The organism is Agrobacterium leguminum (assembly GCF_005144435.2).
GTDB lineage: Bacteria > Pseudomonadota > Alphaproteobacteria > Rhizobiales > Rhizobiaceae > Agrobacterium > Agrobacterium leguminum.
On sequence record NZ_CP120212.1, the window covers coordinates 2,057,468 to 2,073,634 of the forward strand.

Annotated in this window: 17 protein-coding genes; 3 read left to right on the forward strand and 14 right to left on the reverse strand. The window is 60.6% G+C overall.

Features of this window, described 5'->3' with window-relative positions:
• From CFBP4996_RS23960 to CFBP4996_RS23975, 4 genes are all read right to left on the reverse strand, one after another.
• Positions 1–849 (reverse strand): ABC transporter permease, encoded by an 849-nt coding sequence (locus CFBP4996_RS23960; protein WP_020811984.1) that lies wholly within the window; start codon positions 847–849, stop codon positions 1–3.
• Positions 850–855: 6 nt separating this feature from the next.
• Positions 856–1,779: an ABC transporter permease gene (locus CFBP4996_RS23965; protein WP_035263266.1), complete on the reverse strand. Its 924-nt coding sequence runs from the start codon at positions 1,777–1,779 to the stop codon at positions 856–858.
• A gap of 76 nt (positions 1,780–1,855) precedes the next feature.
• Positions 1,856–3,391, reverse strand: coding sequence for an ABC transporter substrate-binding protein (locus tag CFBP4996_RS23970; protein WP_080853543.1), 1,536 nt, complete (start codon positions 3,389–3,391; stop codon positions 1,856–1,858).
• 41 nt (positions 3,392–3,432) lie between these two features.
• On the reverse strand, positions 3,433–5,253 hold the full coding sequence (locus CFBP4996_RS23975) for an ABC transporter ATP-binding protein (RefSeq protein WP_137396292.1): 1,821 nt from the start codon (positions 5,251–5,253) through the stop codon (positions 3,433–3,435).
• A 15-nt stretch (positions 5,254–5,268) separates the two neighbouring features.
• Here CFBP4996_RS23975 and CFBP4996_RS23980 point away from each other — a divergent pair, with 15 nt between their 5' ends.
• Both CFBP4996_RS23980 and CFBP4996_RS23985 read left to right on the forward strand, forming a co-directional pair.
• Positions 5,269–5,679: a hypothetical protein gene (locus tag CFBP4996_RS23980; protein WP_162936022.1), complete on the forward strand. Its 411-nt coding sequence runs from the start codon at positions 5,269–5,271 to the stop codon at positions 5,677–5,679.
• A 60-nt stretch (positions 5,680–5,739) separates the two neighbouring features.
• On the forward strand, positions 5,740–6,042 hold the full coding sequence (locus CFBP4996_RS23985; RefSeq protein ID WP_080853542.1) for a putative quinol monooxygenase: 303 nt from the start codon (positions 5,740–5,742) through the stop codon (positions 6,040–6,042).
• A gap of 63 nt (positions 6,043–6,105) precedes the next feature.
• On the opposite strand, the gene CFBP4996_RS23990 is transcribed toward CFBP4996_RS23985, so the two are convergent.
• Complete coding sequence (locus CFBP4996_RS23990; protein WP_080854792.1) at positions 6,106–8,007, reverse strand: bifunctional sugar phosphate isomerase/epimerase/4-hydroxyphenylpyruvate dioxygenase family protein; 1,902 nt, start codon at positions 8,005–8,007, stop codon at positions 6,106–6,108.
• A gap of 119 nt (positions 8,008–8,126) precedes the next feature.
• Here CFBP4996_RS23990 and CFBP4996_RS23995 point away from each other — a divergent pair, with 119 nt between their 5' ends.
• Complete coding sequence (locus tag CFBP4996_RS23995; RefSeq protein ID WP_020810447.1) at positions 8,127–8,819, forward strand: TetR/AcrR family transcriptional regulator; 693 nt, start codon at positions 8,127–8,129, stop codon at positions 8,817–8,819.
• Here CFBP4996_RS23995 and aroQ read toward each other — a convergent pair.
• The 9 genes from aroQ to pcaG all read right to left on the reverse strand — a co-directional run bounded on the left by aroQ (position 8,794) and on the right by pcaG (position 16,165).
• Positions 8,794–9,237, reverse strand: coding sequence for a type II 3-dehydroquinate dehydratase (gene aroQ / locus CFBP4996_RS24000; RefSeq protein WP_080853541.1), 444 nt, complete (start codon positions 9,235–9,237; stop codon positions 8,794–8,796). The genes CFBP4996_RS23995 and aroQ overlap by 26 nt on opposite strands.
• The gene (locus CFBP4996_RS24005; RefSeq protein ID WP_080854791.1) at positions 9,234–10,103 is read right to left on the reverse strand and encodes a shikimate dehydrogenase; all 870 of its coding nucleotides are present in this window, start codon (positions 10,101–10,103) and stop codon (positions 9,234–9,236) included. The genes aroQ and CFBP4996_RS24005 overlap by 4 nt, the downstream gene beginning before the upstream one ends.
• A 71-nt stretch (positions 10,104–10,174) precedes the next feature.
• Positions 10,175–10,933 (reverse strand): amino acid ABC transporter ATP-binding protein, encoded by a 759-nt coding sequence (locus CFBP4996_RS24010; RefSeq protein WP_003505500.1) that lies wholly within the window; start codon positions 10,931–10,933, stop codon positions 10,175–10,177.
• 29 nt (positions 10,934–10,962) lie between these two features.
• Positions 10,963–11,802, reverse strand: a complete 840-nt coding sequence (locus CFBP4996_RS24015) for a transporter substrate-binding domain-containing protein (protein ID WP_080853540.1) — start codon at positions 11,800–11,802, stop codon at positions 10,963–10,965.
• 35 nt (positions 11,803–11,837) lie between these two features.
• Positions 11,838–12,677 carry a transporter substrate-binding domain-containing protein gene (locus CFBP4996_RS24020; protein WP_080853539.1) on the reverse strand — a complete coding sequence of 280 codons (840 nt, stop codon included), beginning with the start codon at positions 12,675–12,677 and terminating at the stop codon, positions 11,838–11,840.
• 41 nt (positions 12,678–12,718) lie between these two features.
• On the reverse strand, positions 12,719–13,369 hold the full coding sequence (locus CFBP4996_RS24025) for an amino acid ABC transporter permease (RefSeq protein ID WP_080853538.1): 651 nt from the start codon (positions 13,367–13,369) through the stop codon (positions 12,719–12,721).
• 10 nt (positions 13,370–13,379) lie between these two features.
• Positions 13,380–14,048, reverse strand: coding sequence for an amino acid ABC transporter permease (locus CFBP4996_RS24030; RefSeq protein WP_020811502.1), 669 nt, complete (start codon positions 14,046–14,048; stop codon positions 13,380–13,382).
• 370 nt (positions 14,049–14,418) lie between these two features.
• A complete protein-coding gene (locus CFBP4996_RS24035; protein WP_080853537.1) occupies positions 14,419–15,480 on the reverse strand; it encodes a 3-carboxy-cis,cis-muconate cycloisomerase in 1,062 nt (353 codons plus the stop codon).
• Between the two features lie 64 nt (positions 15,481–15,544).
• Positions 15,545–16,165, reverse strand: a complete 621-nt coding sequence (gene pcaG, locus CFBP4996_RS24040; RefSeq protein WP_080853536.1) for a protocatechuate 3,4-dioxygenase subunit alpha — start codon at positions 16,163–16,165, stop codon at positions 15,545–15,547.
• Between the last annotated feature and the right edge of the window lie 2 nt (positions 16,166–16,167).

A 16,167-nucleotide genomic window follows, 5' to 3' on the forward strand; every position in this document is an offset into this window, starting at 1 on the left:
TTACCTCGAGGTTCTGCCGGTGGGGTCGAGGCTGTCGCGCAGCCAGTCGCCGAGAAGGTTGAGGCCGAGCACCGTCAGAAGGATGGCAAGACCCGGGAAGACGCTGACCCACCATGCTGTCTGCAGATAGGTCCGTCCATCCGCCAGCATGCCGCCCCAGCTCGGAATGGTTGGATCGACGCCGAGGCCGAGGAAGGTGAGGCTGCTTTCCAGCAGGATATTGTTGGCGACATTCAGCGTCATCAGCACGATGACAGGGCCGATGAGGTTCGGCAGCAGGTGCTGAAGAATAATGCGCCAGTCCTTCACGCCGATGGCGCGGGCGGAAAGGATGAACTCCCGCTCTCGCAGTGTCAGTACCGAGCCGCGCACGAGGCGGGCATATTGCACCCATTGCGAGACGATCAGGAGGATGATGGTGTTGGTGAGGCTGCCGCCGACAATGGCGATGAAGGTGATGGCAAGCAGAATGAAGGGCATGGCAAGCTGGATATCGGCAAAGCGCATGACCAGCATATCCCAGAAGCCGCGATAATAACCGGCCACCAGTCCGACAGCGACGCCGAAGATGACCGCGCCGATGACCGAGGTGAAGCCGACCAGCAGCGAAATCTTGCCGCCGGCGACGACACGGGCGAGCACGTCACGCCCCAGCGGATCGGTGCCGAGCGGATGGGCGGCATTGGCAAAGGGCTTGGCAAGGCGCGCCATCAGGTCGATCTTGTCCGCGCCGCCGGGAAACAGCACGTCGGAAAAGACGACGGCAAGGCAGATGACTGTCGTGAGGAAAGCACCGAGGACGAATTCGAGATTGGTGAAGCGCGCGAGACGCGAGGTTTTGGCAGCCATCGTCACTTACTCCGTGCGGATGCGCGGATCGACAAGCCCATAGGCGATATCGACCAGAAGGTTGATGCCGACGATCATCAGCGACAGCACGGTGATGACGGCCTGAAGCACGGGATAATCGCGCGCGCCGACCGCGTCGAAAGCCAGCGTGCCGAGGCCCGGCCAGTTGAAGACACGCTCAATGACGACGATACCGCCGAGCAGCCCGCCGAATTGCAGGCCGAAATAGGTGATGAGCGGAATGGCGCAATTGCGCAGCGCGTGTTTGTAGAGAACCTTGTTTTCGCTGAGACCCTTGGCGCGCGCCACCATGACATATTGCGAGCGCAGCGTATCGAGCATGGCGGTGCGCACGAGGCGGACATTGGTGGCGGTGAGGATGACGCCCATGGTGACGGCGGGCATGATGTAGCTGGCAAAACCGCCCATGCCGCTTGGCGGCAGCCAGCCGAGCGTGATGGAGAATAAGAGCACCAGCATGGTGGCGAGCCAGAAATTCGGGAAGGACAGGCCGACAAGCGAGAAGATGCGGATCACCTGATCGGCCGCCTTGCCGCGCGAGGTCGCCGCCTTGATGCCGAGCGGGATGGAAAGCGCAATCGACACCGCCATGGAGATGAAGGCCAAGAGCAGCGTGGCGGGCAGGGCATCGGCGATGAGGCGCGAGACCGGCGTGCTGCCGGTGAAGCTGCGGCCGAAATCGAGCGTCACGAGGCCCTTCAGGAAGCTGAAATATTGCACGAAGAACGGCCGGTCGGTGCCGAGCGCCGCGCGAATGCGCGCCAGATCGTCTTCCGTCATGCTGCCGCCGCCCTGGAACATGGTGACAGCCGGATCGCCGGTGAGGCGAATGGCGAAGGAAACGAGAAGGGTGATGGCGATGACGACAAAAATCGCCTGCAGCAATCGCTTGATGAGGAAACCGGCCACGTTTTTTACCTTGAAGAGAGACCCGGCCTTGCCCGCATTGCGGCGGGCAAGGTGTGTTGATCAGAAAACAGCCTGATTATTCGACGGTCACGTCGGTCAGCTTCAGGCGGTTATCCGGCGGTGCAACGAAACCCTTGACCCGCTTGTTGATGCCGTAAATGGCATTGGTGTTGTAAAGCGGGATTTCCAGCGCGCGTTCGGCGGTATAGCTGCCGATTTCCTTGAGGATTTTTTCGCGCTCGGCACGGTCGGTCAGCGGACGCTGGGATTCCAGCAGCTTGTCCAGCTTCTCGTCCTTGTCATAGGGGTTCCACTTTTCACCCGAGTGATACATGGAGTAGGCCGTGTTGTCGTAATCGAAGGTCCAGCCGCCCCATTTCTGCTGGAACATCGCGCCGGTCTTGCCCTGCGGGATGATGTCGTTCAGCAGCACGTTGGTTTCATAGGGCTTGATGGTGGCGGTGATGCCGACCATGGAGAGGTAGCTGGAAATGACCTGCGCCACCTCGTTCATCGTCGCGTCATTGCCGCGGATATCGATCTGCAGCGCCGCACCTGCCTTGACGCCGGCTTCCGCGAGCAGCTTCTTGGCACCTTCCGGATCGTAAGGCAGCGGCTTCAGCTCCGGATCGTAACCGAAGGACAGCGCGCTCTGGAAGCTCGCGATTTCGGATGCCTGACCGGCAAGGATCGACTTGACGATGGTGCCGCGATCGACGGCCATGATGATCGCCTTGCGCACTTTCGGATCGGCGGTGATGCCATCACGGGTGTTGAAGCGCAGCGCATCGACGGTCGGGCCGGGAACGCTGACGATCTCAAGCTTGGAATCGCCCTCGATAACCGGAATCATGCCGATCGGGATGGTTGGCGGAATGACGAGATCGACACGGCCGGCCTGCAATTCGGCAACGGCGGTCGCCGGCTCGGCGATGAAGCGATATTCAAGCTCGGAAAGTTTCGGTGCACCGCCCCAGTAATCCGGGTTGGCTTCCAGCTTGATATTGGTCTTCGGTGCGTAGGAAACGAATTTGAATGCACCGGTGCCGACAGGGTTGAGGTTGAAATTGTCCTCGCCCTTTTCCTGAATGTACTTCGGCGGAACGATCATGCCGCCATAACCGGCAAGCTTGGTCAGCAGCACCGGATCCGGCGCCTTCAGCTTCATGTCGACGGTGTAATCGTCGATGACCTCGACGCTTTCAATGGCGACATAGTTGGAGCGCTGCGGGCCCTTGGCACCCTGTTCGCCGAGAAGGCGCTCGAAGGTGAACTTGACGGCGGCGGCGTTGAAGGGCTCGCCATTGTGGAACTTGACGTTCTGGCGCAGCTTGAAGCGGATGCGCTTGCCTTCATCCAGCTCTTCCCAGGATTCGGCAAGGCCGGGCACGACCTTCAGGTCCGGGCCGCGATAGGTCAGGCCATCGAAGATGTTGGTGGCGACAGCCGCCCATTGCACGAGGAAGGTGTCGATCGGATCCCAGCTGCCCGGGTCCTGCGGGCTGGAAATGGTCATCTTGCCGGCGGCAAGAGCCGGTGCGGCGGTAAAGGCCGTGGCGGCCATGGCAAGTGCGACGAACGTTGTCGTCATCCCCTTCTTGATCATTGTCATCTACCTGTTCCTCTTCAGATGGTTGTGGGTCTGGTTGTTATTCAGGCGCTCTTCGCGATGAAGTGGCCCGGATTGATTTCCTCATGGGCGAGAATGGCCGGCTCATCGCCGACACGGCGCACGGGATTGGGAATTTCGCCCTCGATCATGGCGATGCGGCGCTCAATGGTCGGATCGGCGACCGGCACGGCCGAAAGCAGGCGGCGGGTATAATCATGCGTCGGCGTTTCGAAGACCTGCCGGCGGCTGCCCATTTCCATGATTTGGCCGAGATAAAGCACGGCGACGCGGTGGCTCATCTTTTCCACCACCGCCATGTCATGGCTGATGAAGAGATAAGCGAGCCCGCGTTCGGCCTGCAAATCCATGAACAGATTGATGATCTGTGCCTGAATGGAGACATCGAGTGCGGAGAGCGCCTCGTCCGCGATGATGAGCTTCGGATCGGAAGCCAGCGCACGGGCAATGCAGACGCGCTGGCGCTGGCCGCCGGAGAACTCGTGCGGATACCGCGCGGCATGTTCGGAGCTGAGGCCCACACGCTCCAGCAATTCATCCACGCGCCGCTTTACGGCCTTCTGATCGTTGATCAAACCATGGGTGTTGATCGGCTCGGCAATCGAAAAACCGACCGTCTTGCGCGGATCGAGCGAGGCGAAGGGATCCTGGAAGATATATTGCACTTCCTGGCGCATGCGGAAGCGTTCCGCCGCCGACATCTGCGAATAGCTGCGACCATTGAAGGCAATTTCGCCTGATATGGCCGTCTGCAGCTGCTGGATGGTGCGGCCGATGGTGGATTTGCCGGAACCGGATTCGCCCACCAGCGCCAGCGTCTCGCCGGCATGAATATCGAAACTCACCTTCTGCACGGCGCTGCAACGGTGCGTCGCCTTGCCGAACAGGTTCTTGCGGATATCGAAACGCACGAACAGGTCCTTGACCGAAAGAAGCGGCTTCGCGTCATATTTCGCGGTGTTTTGCACGCGCTCCTCGCCGACCACGACCGGCTGGCCGTCCTGCAACACGGTGAGCGGCAGGCGCTTGGGAAACTCTTCGCCTTCCATGCTGCCGAGGCGCGGAACGGCGGAAAGCAGGGCGCGCGTGTAAGGGTGTTGCGGATTGGCGAAGATATCCTTGACCGGACCTTCCTCCACCTTCTTGCCCTTCCACATGACGACGACGTCATCGGCCATTTCCGCCACCACGCCCATGTCATGGGTGATGAAGACCATGCCCATGCCGAGCTTCTTCTGCAGGTCGCGCATGATGTTGAGGATCTGCGCCTGAATGGTGACATCCAGCGCCGTCGTCGGCTCGTCGGCGATCAAAAGCTTTGGCCGACAGGCGAGCGCCATGGCGATCATCACGCGCTGGCGCATGCCGCCGGAAAGCTGGTGCGGATACCGTTTCAGAAGTTCGGCCGCATCGGGCAGGCGCACCATTTCGAGCAGCTTCTGCGCTTCCGCCAGCGCCGCCTGCTTGCTCATTTTCTCATGCAGGACAAGCACTTCGCAGATCTGGTCGCCGATGGTGAACACAGGGTTGAGCGAGGTCATCGGCTCCTGGAAGATCATGGCGATCTCCTTGCCGCGGATCGCGCGCATCTCTTTCTGAGACGCCTTCAGCAAGTCTTTGCCTTCAAACAGGATTTTGCCGGTGGGGTAGGTCGCGCCCATCATGTCGGCAAGGCGCATGGTGGAAAGCGAAGTGACCGATTTTCCCGATCCGGACTCGCCGACGACCGCGACCGTGCGGCCGGGTTCGACGCTGAAGGAGATGTCGTCCACGACGCGGCTATTGCCGAACTCGACGCTCAGGCCTTCGACCGAGAGGAGGGCGTTTGCGGGTGCGGCAGTCATGTCAGCGTCTCCGGCGTGGCCTGCGCGGCAAAGCTGGCGCGGCCATGTGAAAATGAGGAAGGGGAAAATGTCTCGGGCAGGCGCGTGCTGGGCGATGCCATGGGCAAGGACGGGAATGTCGCGAAGAACTGCATGTCTTCAGGCCGCTTTGTCGGCAAAATGCGCATTGGCCGTCGCCCGTGGACACAGCACATTCGATGTCACCGAAGCGCCGCAGGCAACCTCATCGGTACCGGCCGGATGATTTGCGTCGGCCGCAGATTCGACGATGCGCATGTAACTCTAATTCCCCACCCTTGTTTTGCGAAAAAGCTAACAAAACCGAACAATCATGTCCAGAGTGTTGAACAATTTTTGTGTACTGCTCTACAAATACGCAGCTGCACCGATTTTGAGCGCGGATTGCTGAAGAATGTTTCGCAATGATGCGTGTATTCAACGATTATTGTCGCTAAAAACCTTTGAGAAGAACGATGAGGAACGGGAATGCCGGGCATGAACAACAAGGCAGGTGCAGTCAGGCTGAGGGGCTTTTTACGGTGCTTGTCCAGGGATGATGTCGAGCTGGTGCGGCGCCACCTTCCCGAACATCTGCGTCTGACCAGAGCGGAACCCGGCTGTCTTTCCTTCGAGGTGTCCGAGACAGACGATCCCCTGATCTGGCAGGTGGAGGAGCTTTTCGCCGACCGTGCCGCCTTCGATTTCCATCAGCAGCGGACGCGGGCGTCCGAGTGGTTCACGGCGACCTCCGCCATTCCACGCGACTATGAGATAACGACATTGGCGTGAATGAAAACAGGCCGCAGCGGCATTCCTGCCGGCTGCGGCCTGATCGTATTTCGGTGCCGGGAGTTATTCCTTCGGCATGCCGACCGGCGGCGCAAGCCGTCTTTGTGCGGCGATGCGGAAGGGGGCGTTCATCGCGCCATAACCGCCATAGGCTCCGCGCCTTTCGATGATTTCGAAGAAGAAACCTTCCCCGAAGGTTCGGCTGTAGATCTGGAAATATTCGCCATTGTCGTCGCGGTCATAAAGAATGCTCGCGGCCCTGAGCGCATCGGAAAACTCCGGCTCCAACCCGAAACGGGCTTCCAGATCGTCGTAATAATTGCGCGAGATCGGCAGGGCGTGGAAACCGCGCGCCTGCAGGGCTTTTGCGGTGGCGAAGATATCGTCGGAGGCAAACGCGATGTGCTGGATGCTGGTGCCGAAGCCCTCGGCCAGAAATTTGCCGGCGAAAGTCTTGCGATTGTCCGCACCGTTCATTGTCAGGCGGAAATGCGGTGAGGGCACGCTTTCAATCGCCTGGCTGCGCACCAGCCCGCCTGGGTCGACCACATCGACCATCGGCGTGCGCCGCGTCGCAAACAGTGAGGTGTAGAATAAAAGCCAGGTCAGCATTTCATCGTAATGCGTTGTTTGCGCAAGATGATCGATCCGCCTGAGGCCGGCATCGCCTTCCGGCGTTCGGCCTTCCGTCGGCACGAATTCATTGTCCCAGATGGAGGAAAGCTCTGGTGAACCGTCGAGGAAATAGATGACGCCGTTGCCCACGCCCTGAATGGCGGGAACGGCGACTTCGCCTGACTTGCGCGGCTCGGCGAAGGTGGGCGCACCCAGCGCTTCGGCCCGTACCAGCGCTGCTGCGGCATCATCCACCTTCAGCCCGAAGGCATAGGCATTGGTGCCGTGGATGGAATAGGAGGCTCCCGCGAAACTGTCGCCGCCATCGCTGGTATTGATGACGATGCGAATATCGCCCTGCGTATAAAGATCGACATCGCGATTGCGGTGCCGGGCGGTGTTTTCAAAGCCGAGCGTGGCGAGAAGGGCTTCCAGATTGGGTTTTTCTTCCGGTGCGGTGGTGAATTCGACGAACTCCACGCCTTCCGTCTCCACCCGTTCCGGCATGGCGGGCACATCGATGCGGATGTCGGGTTCTAGACGGCGCACCTGATCCATCAGGTTGATGAGCGAGCGGTGGCCATCTTCGGCGAGCAGCCGGGCCGAGCCGCCTCGGAACTGGTCGTTGAAGATTTCGAGCGATAGCGGGCCGCTATAGCCGGTGGCGGCGACGGCGCGCATGAAATCCACCACCGGCAGATCGCCTTCGCCCGGCATGTTGCGGAAGTGGCGGCTCCAGTAGAGCAGGTCCATGTCGATCAGCGGCGCATCGGCAAGCTGCACGATGAATATCTTGTCGCCGGGAATGGAGCGGATCGAATTGGGATCGATCTTGCGCGACAGCGTGTGGAAACTATCGAGGATGATGCCGACATTGGCGTGATCGGCGCGACGCACCACCTCCCAGGCATCGCGGTGATCGCTGATATGGCGGCCCCATGCCAACGCCTCGTAACCGACGCGCACGCCATGTTTTGCCGCAAGTTCGCCGAGCTGATGGAAATCGGCGGCGGCGCGGTCGATGCCGCCGAGCGAGACCGGTGAGACATTCGAGCAGATCAGCATCAGGTCGGTGCCGAGTTCGCCCATGATGTCGAATTTGCGCTCGGCCCTTTCAAAAGCGCGGCTGCGGTGCGGCTCCGGCATGCCCTCGAAATCGCGGAACGGCTGAAAAAGGGTGATATCCAGCCCGTGATCGGCGGCCAAGGCCTTCACCTCGCGCGGCGAGGCGTCGTAGGTCAGGAAATCGTTTTCGAAAATCTCAACGCCGGAAAAGCCCGCTTTGGCGATGGCCGCCAGCTTTTCGGGGAATTCGCCGCTGATCGATACGGTTGCAATGGATGTGCGCATTGGCATGCCGTGTCTTATTGTGTCATAGCTCGCCATATTGCCTTCCTTTTCAGCCTTATGTACTGATTGGTTAATAAAGGGGACGCAGCCAGAAGCCAGCCCCGTCCAGGGAATGAAGCATGAGCAAAAGCACGACCTCCAAAGGCACCCGCGATACCCGGCAGGCGAAGCGCGATCCGGAAGGGGTGCGCCGGGATATTCTTTCCGTCGCGATGGAGGAATTTTCGCAGAATGGCCTGTCTGGCGCCCGCATCGATGAGATTGCGGCGCGCACGCGCACGTCCAAGCGCATGATCTATTATTATTTCGGCGACAAGGAAGGCCTTTATAAACGCGTGCTGGAGGAGGCCTATGCGCAGGTGCGCGGCGGCGAAGGCAGTCTTGAGCTGGATGATCTCGAGCCGGTTGCCGCACTTGAGAAGCTCTGTCGGTTTACCTTCGAGCACCACCGCCGCAACCCCGCTTTCGTGCGGATGGTGATGACGGAAAACATTCACCACGGCAGGCACATCAGGGTTTCCGAAGCGATCCGCAACGTCAACCGACCGGCCATTGAAATCATGCGCCGAATATTGAAGCGCGGGCAGGATGCCGGTGTGTTTCGGCCCGGACTGGACGCTCTTGAACTGCATTGGCAGATCAGTGCTTTGTCTTTTTATAACGTCTCGAACACGGAGACATTTTCGTTCAATTTTGGCGACACGCTTTTTAGCGAGGCCGGCCAGGAAGCGCTGTCTGCGCATGTGGCGGAGATGTTGCTGCGCTATGTATTGATGCCCGAGCATATTACGAGGATCGGGAAAGGCGATTGATGAGGTGGCGCAGCGCCACCTCATAACCATCGACGCCGAGGCCGGCGATCACGCCTTCGGCGCGGGTCGAGATATAGGAGTGGTGCCGGAAAACCTCGCGTTTGTGGATGTTGGAAATATGCACCTCGATCACCGGCCCCTCGAAGGCATTGAGCGCATCGAGGATCGCGACCGAGGTGTGGGTAAAGGCGCCGGGATTGATGACAATGCCCGCGGACTTGCCGCGGGCTTCGTGTACCCAGTCGATCAGCTCATATTCCCGGTTGCTCTGGGCAAAAAACAGATCGTGGCCCGCGGTTTCGGCGATCCCACGGCAATTGGCCTCGATATCGGCCAGCGTTTCATAACCATAGATTTCCGGCTGGCGCTGGCCGAGCAGGTTGAGGTTGGGACCGTTCAGAACAGTGAAAAGGTTCATGCGACGCCCTCCGCCATGCAAAGCTCGGTGAAATGCGCCGTCATGCGCCCGGCATCCGGCTCGCGGCCGCAGAAGAGGCGGAATGCGCCGACGGCCTGAAACACCGTCATGCCGCCGCCGGGCAGAGTACGACAGCCCTTTTTCGCCGCCGTCGCCAATAGCTCGGTGACAAGCGGCATATAGACGATATCGGCCACCCAGTGCCGCCGTTCGATGAGATCGGCCGGAACCGGCATGCCGGGATGGGCGGGCATACCCATCGGCGTGGCGTGGATCAGGCCATCGGCAAAGGGCAGGGAGGCGGCGGGGTCTTTGACGGCAAGCGCGCGGCCCTCGCCGAAGCGGGCATTGAGTTCCAGGGCCAGTTGCTCCGCCCTTGGGAAGTCCCGGTCGAAAATGTCGAGACGGGCAATATCGAGCTTCAATGCGGCATGGGCCACCGCAACGCCAGCGCCACCCGCGCCGACCAGAAGCGCCCGGTCGCGCCGCGCATCCGGCAGACCGCGCACGAAGCTTTCGTAAAAGCCGTACCAGTCGGTGTTGTGGCCGATGCGGCGTCCGTCCCGGAAGACGACCGTGTTGACCGCGCCCAGCATGCGGGCATCGTCCGACAGTTCATGCAGGTGCGGAATAACGGCCTGCTTGAAGGGATGGGTGATGTTGGTGCCGGAAAAACCGCGCGCTTCCAGCTCGTCCAGCAGGTCGGGAAGGGCGCTCGGCGGCAGCTTGCGGGCGGTGACATCCACCAGCTCATAGGAATAATCGAGGCCGTGAGCCGCCCCTTCGCGCATGTGCAGCGCGGGCGATTTGGAAAGCTGTATATCGGCGCCAATCAGGCCGACCTTGAAGGATGTTTTCTCTGTCATGATCACGTGTCGCTCATCGGACGGTGTGGGAGAGGCGGGATTATCCCCGCCTGTCTTAGAGCGCGCGAACCTCAGTGGTGGGCGAGAATTTCGCCGAGGAACGTGCGCGTGCGCTGGTGCTTGGGATCGCGGAAGAATTCCTCCGGCGGGCCTTCCTCAATGATCTCGCCTTCCGACATGAAGATCACCCGGTCGGCCACCTGCCGTGCAAAGCCCATTTCATGGGTCACGCAGATCATCGTCATGCCGTCGCGGGCAAGGCCGATCATGGTGTCGAGCACTTCCTTCACCATTTCCGGGTCGAGAGCCGAGGTCGGCTCATCGAACAGCATGGCCTTCGGCTCCATGCACAGCGCCCGGGCGATGGCCGCGCGCTGCTGCTGGCCGCCGGAAAGCTGGGCCGGGTACTTGTCTGCCTGGTTGAGAATGCGCACGCGCTCCAGATATTTGCGCGCCGTCGCCTCCGCATCGGCTTTCGACAGACCCTTCACCCGCATGGGCGCAAGCGTGCAGTTTTCCATGATGGTCTTGTGCGGGAAGAGATTGAAGCTCTGGAACACCATGCCCACTTCGCGGCGAACCGCATCGATGGCGCGGCTGGAATCCGACAGCGTCGTTCCTTCGACCGTGATCTTGCCCTCCTGGATTTCCTCCAGATGGTTGATACAGCGGATGAGCGTGGATTTGCCCGAACCGGACGGCCCGCAAAGAACGATTTTTTCGCCCTTGCGAACCGTCATGTTGACGTTTTTAAGCGCGTGGAAGGCTCCATACCACTTTCCCACCCCTTCAAGGGCGATCAGCGGAGCCTGAGCGGCGGATTGCGGCATGGAACTTTCCTTCATGCTTGGCAGCAGTGTTAGTTGACGGTGTAGGGAATGTCGGGAAGCGAAGCCGGGAACTGCGGTACCGGGCGCTTCATCCATTTTGCGTAGACTTTTTCGAGGTCGCCATTGGCCTTGATCTTGTCCAGATAGGCGTTCAGCGCTTCGTTCCAGTCCTTTTCGCCGGGGCGTGTGGCGGCGCTGTTGTAAAGGGTCACGAGGTCGAACTTCACCTCGTAATCCTTGCCGCCGGCAGCCGCGAGACGGTCGCCATAGAACTGGTTGCCACCGATCGCCTCGATCTGGCCCGACAGGATCGCCTGAATGGTGGCGGCGTCATCATCGAAGCGAAGGATATTCGCCTTGGTGCCAGCCCCTGCGGTCAAGGCTGTATCCATCGGGCTGGATTTCGGTGCGCCGACGGTCATTCCGGTCAGATCGTCGAAACCGGCGATCTTCTTGTCCTTGGTGGCATAGACCGACATGACATTATGCGCGTAGGGCTGCGCATATTGCACGTTCTTCGCCCGCTCCGGCGTCATTCCCATCGATGCGAACAGGGCATCGACCTTGCCGGTGCGAAGCGACGGGATGCGGTTGGCGACGGCAAGCGGCACAAATTCCACCTTCAGCCCCAGATAATCCGCAAATCCCCTTGCGAGATCGGCGTCGTAACCCTCCTGAACGCCGGTGGAATTGATGAAACCCCAGGGCGCATTATCGCCCTGGATACCGATTACGACCTTGCCGCTGGCTTTTGCCTCGTCAAGCGTTCTCGCATCTGCCGCCACCGGCGTCAGAACCGGCAGCAAAGCTGCCGTCAGTCCCGCCGCAAGGGTTGCTCGCCAACCCGTCAGGGTTTTCAAGATTCTCATTGTTTCCTCCTCCCAAATCCAGACGGAACCCGCCGTTACTTCACGGTGAACGGGATGTCGGGCAGGCTGTCCGGGAAGGCCGGAACGTCGCGCTTCATCCACTTGTCGTAGATCTTGGCGAGCTGGCCGTCGGACTTGATCTTGTCGAGGAAGGCGTTGACGGTCTCGTTCCAGTCCTTTTCGCCGGGGCGGGTGCCGGCGCCGTTGTAAAGCGTCGTCAGGTCGAATTTCGGCTCGTATTTGCCTTCGGCAGCCTTGTTCAGGCGGTCGCCGTAGAACTGGTTGCCGCCGACGACCTCGACCTGGCCTGAGATCAGCGCCTGAATATTGGCGGCGTCATCGTCGAAGCGCAGGATATTGGCCTTGGAGCCGGCGCCGGCGGTGATCGCCGTATCCATGGCGCTGGACTTCGGAACGCCGACGGCGATGCCGGTCAGATCGTCATAGCCGCCGATCTTCTTGTCCTTGGGGCCGTAGACGGAAAGCACGTTGCCGGCATAGGGTTTGGAATATTGAATGGTCTTGGCGCGTTCGGCCGTCATGCCCATGGTTGCAAACAAGAGGTCGACCTTGCCGGTCAGAAGCGCCGGAATGCGGTTGGCCACGGCGAGCGGTACGAACTCAACCTTGACGCCGAGATAATCGGCAAAGGCCTTGCCGATATCCGCATCGAGGCCATCCTGCACACCGCTGGAATTGACGAAGCCCCATGGCGAGTTGTCGCCCTGAATGCCGATGACGACCTTGCCCTTGGCCTTGGCCTCTTCCACCGTACCGGCGAAAGCATCGACCGGTGCGACGAAGGGCAGGGCAACCGTTGCCGCGGCAAGCGCGAGCAGGGCGCGACGAGAGAATTTCATGCTGGTGGTTTTCATCTTTTGCTCCTCCTTACAAAGCTGATGAGGTCTTCATGGACTTAGCGGGTTGCGGTCTGCAGCCGCTTTTCAACGCTGGCGCCCCACAGGGAAAGCGGCCAGCAGATCAGGAAATAAATGACGCCGACGAGGGCGAAGACGGTGAGCGGGCGGAACGTCTGGTTGGAGACGATCTGGCCGGCGCGCGACAGCTCGACGAAGCCGACAATGGCCGCAAGCGAGGTGCCCTTGATGAGCTGCACGAGGAAACCGATGGTGGCCGGCAGCGAAATCTTGAAGGCCTGCGGCAGAACCACGTCCTTCATGCGCGATACGTAATGCAGGCCGAGCGCATTGGCGGCTTCCGTCTGGCCCTTCGGCACCGCCTGAATGCCGCCGCGCCAGATTTCGCCGAGGAAGGCGCTGGCATGCAGCGTAAAAGCGATGGCGACCGCAATCCAGGCATCGACATTGAGGCCCGCAAGCGCCACGCCGTAATAGACCACGAAAAGCTGCATCAGGAGCGGTGTGCCCTGAAAGACGGCGATGTAGCCGGTGCTGGCGCGCTGGATTGCCGGGCTATCCGCGACGCGGGCAAGCGCCACGCAAAGGCCGAAGACGCCGCCGCCGATAAAGCCGATGATGGTCAGCGCAAGCGTCCATTTCAGGCCTTGCAGCAGGAAGAAGAGTTCGTTGGGACCGATGGATGCCATTGTCTTTTCCTCACTTGACCGGATAGCTGAAGGATGCGCGGGAGATGAGCGAGAAAATGCCCATCATCAGCGAGGAAATGACCAGATAAAGCAGTGTGATCGAGAAATAGACCTCGAAGGACCGGAAGGTATCCGCCTCGATCTTCTGCGCCACCGAGGTCAGCTCGTAAGCGGCGATCGAGGTGCAGACCGAGGTGGTCAGCGTGAGCATGATGAACTGGCTGGTGAGCGAGGGATAGACCGCCCGCAGCGCCGGCTTCAGGATGATGTGCCGGAAAATCTGCGCGCGGTGAAGGCCGAGCGCAAGCCCAGCCTCGACCTGGCCCTTGGGAATGGAATCGACCCCGCCGCGAATGATTTCAATCGCATAGGCGCCGCCGTTCAGAGCCAGCGCAATGATGGCCGTTACCGTCGGGTTGAGCTTGATGCCGATCTGCGGCAGGGCGAAGAAGATGAAGAATATCTGCACCAGAAACGGCGTGTTGCGGATTGTTTCCACAAAACCGATGACGAGGCCGCGCAGCAGCTTGAACCGCGAGCGGCGGGCGACGACGCCCAGAACGCCGATGACGGTGGCGAGCGACATGCCGGCAATCGCAAGGCCGATCGTCGCCAGACAGGCCAAAAGCAGCTCGGGAAGGCGCTCTATGACCGCCGAAAAATCGAGACTGTAAGACATTCTTCCTCCCAACCCGTTCGGGTCCGGACAGGCGTTTCGCCTTGTCCGCATCGCTTTGGAAACCTTGCGGCGCCAAAGCCCTCCATTTGTCGTTCACTGTCGCCGCAGGCTTCAAAACCCCTGTCGGCGGCAGGTTGTTAATCATAATGTTTGTACCAGTTAGTTCATTTTTGTGTCAAGCGTCATGTCCGGTTAAAAAGCAGCTTTCATGCTGTTTTTTCATTTTCTGGATTTCTGAATAAAGTCTTTTTTATCAATGGCTAATGCGGAAAAGCGCAAGCGCTTTCCACGCGTCGTCATGCTGCTTCCGGCCCGCCGTTCGGCAGTGCCCGGAAACCCTGTCTGCGCACGAAATCGACCGGCCCTGCGGCTAGTTTTCGCCTGTGCCCAGCCTGTCTATCTGCTCGGCCAATCGCTCGGCGATCAGCAGCGAGGCGCCCGTTGCCGTCACCATTTGCGGCAGAGACAGCCATTCCAGCATCCAGCCCGCGCCGGATCTTTCCTGTTCGTGCACGAGCGACTGGTGCAGGGCGGATATCTGCACGGCATTGAAGCGCGCGAGCGTCACCAGCGCTTCGGCATTGACCGGGTTCTGTTTGTGCGGCATGGCCGAGGAGCCGCCGCCGCCGGAGAGGCGGATTTCCGCACCGAGTTCGGCCATCAGCGCAATATCCTGCCCGAACTTGCCGAGCGCGCCGGTGATCAGCGAGAGCAGATTGGCGAATTCGGCGATGCCGTCGCGCTGGCTCTGCCATTGCGGCCTGTCGGCAAGGCCGAGCCGTTTTGCGAGATCGGTACGCACCGCTGCGGCATTGTCGCCAAGCTTTTCCAGCGTACCGGCCGCGCCGCCGAATTGCAGGGCGAAGCCGCTCTGCGTGAAATTTTCGAGCCGCAGCAGGTGGCGTTCCAGCGGCGCAGTCCAGCTCGCCGCCCGGTCGGCGACGGTGATGCCGATGGCGGCCTGCATGCGGGTATAGCCCGTCAGCGGGTTGTGGCCGTCGCGGGAGGCAAGGTCTCCCAGCGTATCGATCAGGCGACCGAGCCGGGCGGAGATGATTTCCGCCGCAGCCTTCAGCCGCAGCATCAGGCTGGTATCGATGACATCCTGGCTGGTGGCGCCGAAATGCACCCTGTCCGCCGCCTGGCCGGCGACCGCCGCGCGCATCTGCCGGATGAGTTCGGGAACCACGACGCCGTCCTTCGCGACGCCATGGCGAAGCGCGGTCATATCGGCGGCAAAGTCCGAAAGCCGCGAAACGATCGCTTCCGCCGCCTCCTCGGGAATGATGCCGGCCTGCGCTTCCGCCTGCGCCAGCCCCGTCTCGAAACGGACCATGGCGTCGATATCCGCTCTCGCCGAAAACAGCTCGACGATCTCGCTGTCGCCGAAGAGGCCTGACAAGAACGGATGCTCGAAGGGGGAAAGGCTCATCTTCCGTCTCGCTTTCTTTTGCGCATATCGCGCAAAACCGCTGCACACTTTTGCGCGATATGCGTCAGATATCGAAAAAAACGGTTTCGCCTTCGCCCTGAAGGCGGATATCGAAACGATAGACGTTGCCTTCCTCTTTTTTGGCGACAAGCGTGGCGATGCGGCTTTTCTGCTCGATGCGGGCAAGAACCGGGTCGGCGGCATTGGCCTCCTGTTCTTCCGGGAAATACATGCGGGTCTGCAGGCCGATATTGATGCCGCGTGCGACGATCCAGAAGGTGATATGCGGCGCCATCGGCCGGCCGTCGCGGAACGGCACTTTGCCCGGCTTTATGGTTTCGAAGACGAATTCGCCCGTATCCATGTCGCCGGGCGAGCGGCCCCAGCCGATGAAATTCGGATCGGCCTTGCCCCGCGTTTCGCTGGGGCTGTTGTAATAACCGTCGGTATCGGCCTGCCAGATTTCGATCAGCGCGTCCTTCAGCGCCATGCCCGCACCGTCATAGACCGTGCCGCGCACGCTGATGCGTTCGCCGCAGGCCCTGTCGTTATAAAGCGGACCGGAACCGAGATCCTTCTCGAACACGCCCTCGATGCCGACGAAATTGGGCGTGCAGCCGATATGCACGTAAGGGCCGGCCGTCTGCGAGGCGGTTTCCTTGAGATAGTTGAGCGGCTGAACCATGG

Bases quoted from the DNA above. Each gene is read 5' to 3' on its own strand.
- CFBP4996_RS23960 (WP_020811984.1), bottom strand. From the start codon at position 849: ATGGCTGCCAAAACCTCGCGTCTCGCGCGCTTCACCAATCTCGAATTC.
- CFBP4996_RS23970 (WP_080853543.1), bottom strand. From the start codon at position 3,391: ATGACAATGATCAAGAAGGGGATGACGACAACGTTCGTCGCACTTGCC.
- CFBP4996_RS23975 (WP_137396292.1), bottom strand. From the start codon at position 5,253: ATGACTGCCGCACCCGCAAACGCCCTCCTCTCGGTCGAAGGCCTGAGC.
- CFBP4996_RS23985 (WP_080853542.1), top strand. From the start codon at position 5,740: ATGCCGGGCATGAACAACAAGGCAGGTGCAGTCAGGCTGAGGGGCTTT.
- CFBP4996_RS23990 (WP_080854792.1), bottom strand. From the start codon at position 8,007: ATGCGCACATCCATTGCAACCGTATCGATCAGCGGCGAATTCCCCGAA.
- CFBP4996_RS23995 (WP_020810447.1), top strand. From the start codon at position 8,127: ATGAGCAAAAGCACGACCTCCAAAGGCACCCGCGATACCCGGCAGGCG.
- aroQ (WP_080853541.1), bottom strand. From the start codon at position 9,237: ATGAACCTTTTCACTGTTCTGAACGGTCCCAACCTCAACCTGCTCGGC.
- CFBP4996_RS24005 (WP_080854791.1), bottom strand. From the start codon at position 10,103: ATGACAGAGAAAACATCCTTCAAGGTCGGCCTGATTGGCGCCGATATA.
- CFBP4996_RS24010 (WP_003505500.1), bottom strand. From the start codon at position 10,933: ATGCCGCAATCCGCCGCTCAGGCTCCGCTGATCGCCCTTGAAGGGGTG.
- CFBP4996_RS24015 (WP_080853540.1), bottom strand. From the start codon at position 11,802: ATGAGAATCTTGAAAACCCTGACGGGTTGGCGAGCAACCCTTGCGGCG.
- CFBP4996_RS24020 (WP_080853539.1), bottom strand. From the start codon at position 12,677: ATGAAAACCACCAGCATGAAATTCTCTCGTCGCGCCCTGCTCGCGCTT.
- CFBP4996_RS24025 (WP_080853538.1), bottom strand. From the start codon at position 13,369: ATGGCATCCATCGGTCCCAACGAACTCTTCTTCCTGCTGCAAGGCCTG.
- CFBP4996_RS24030 (WP_020811502.1), bottom strand. From the start codon at position 14,048: ATGTCTTACAGTCTCGATTTTTCGGCGGTCATAGAGCGCCTTCCCGAG.
- CFBP4996_RS24035 (WP_080853537.1), bottom strand. From the start codon at position 15,480: ATGAGCCTTTCCCCCTTCGAGCATCCGTTCTTGTCAGGCCTCTTCGGC.
- pcaG (WP_080853536.1), bottom strand. From the start codon at position 16,165: ATGGTTCAGCCGCTCAACTATCTCAAGGAAACCGCCTCGCAGACGGCC.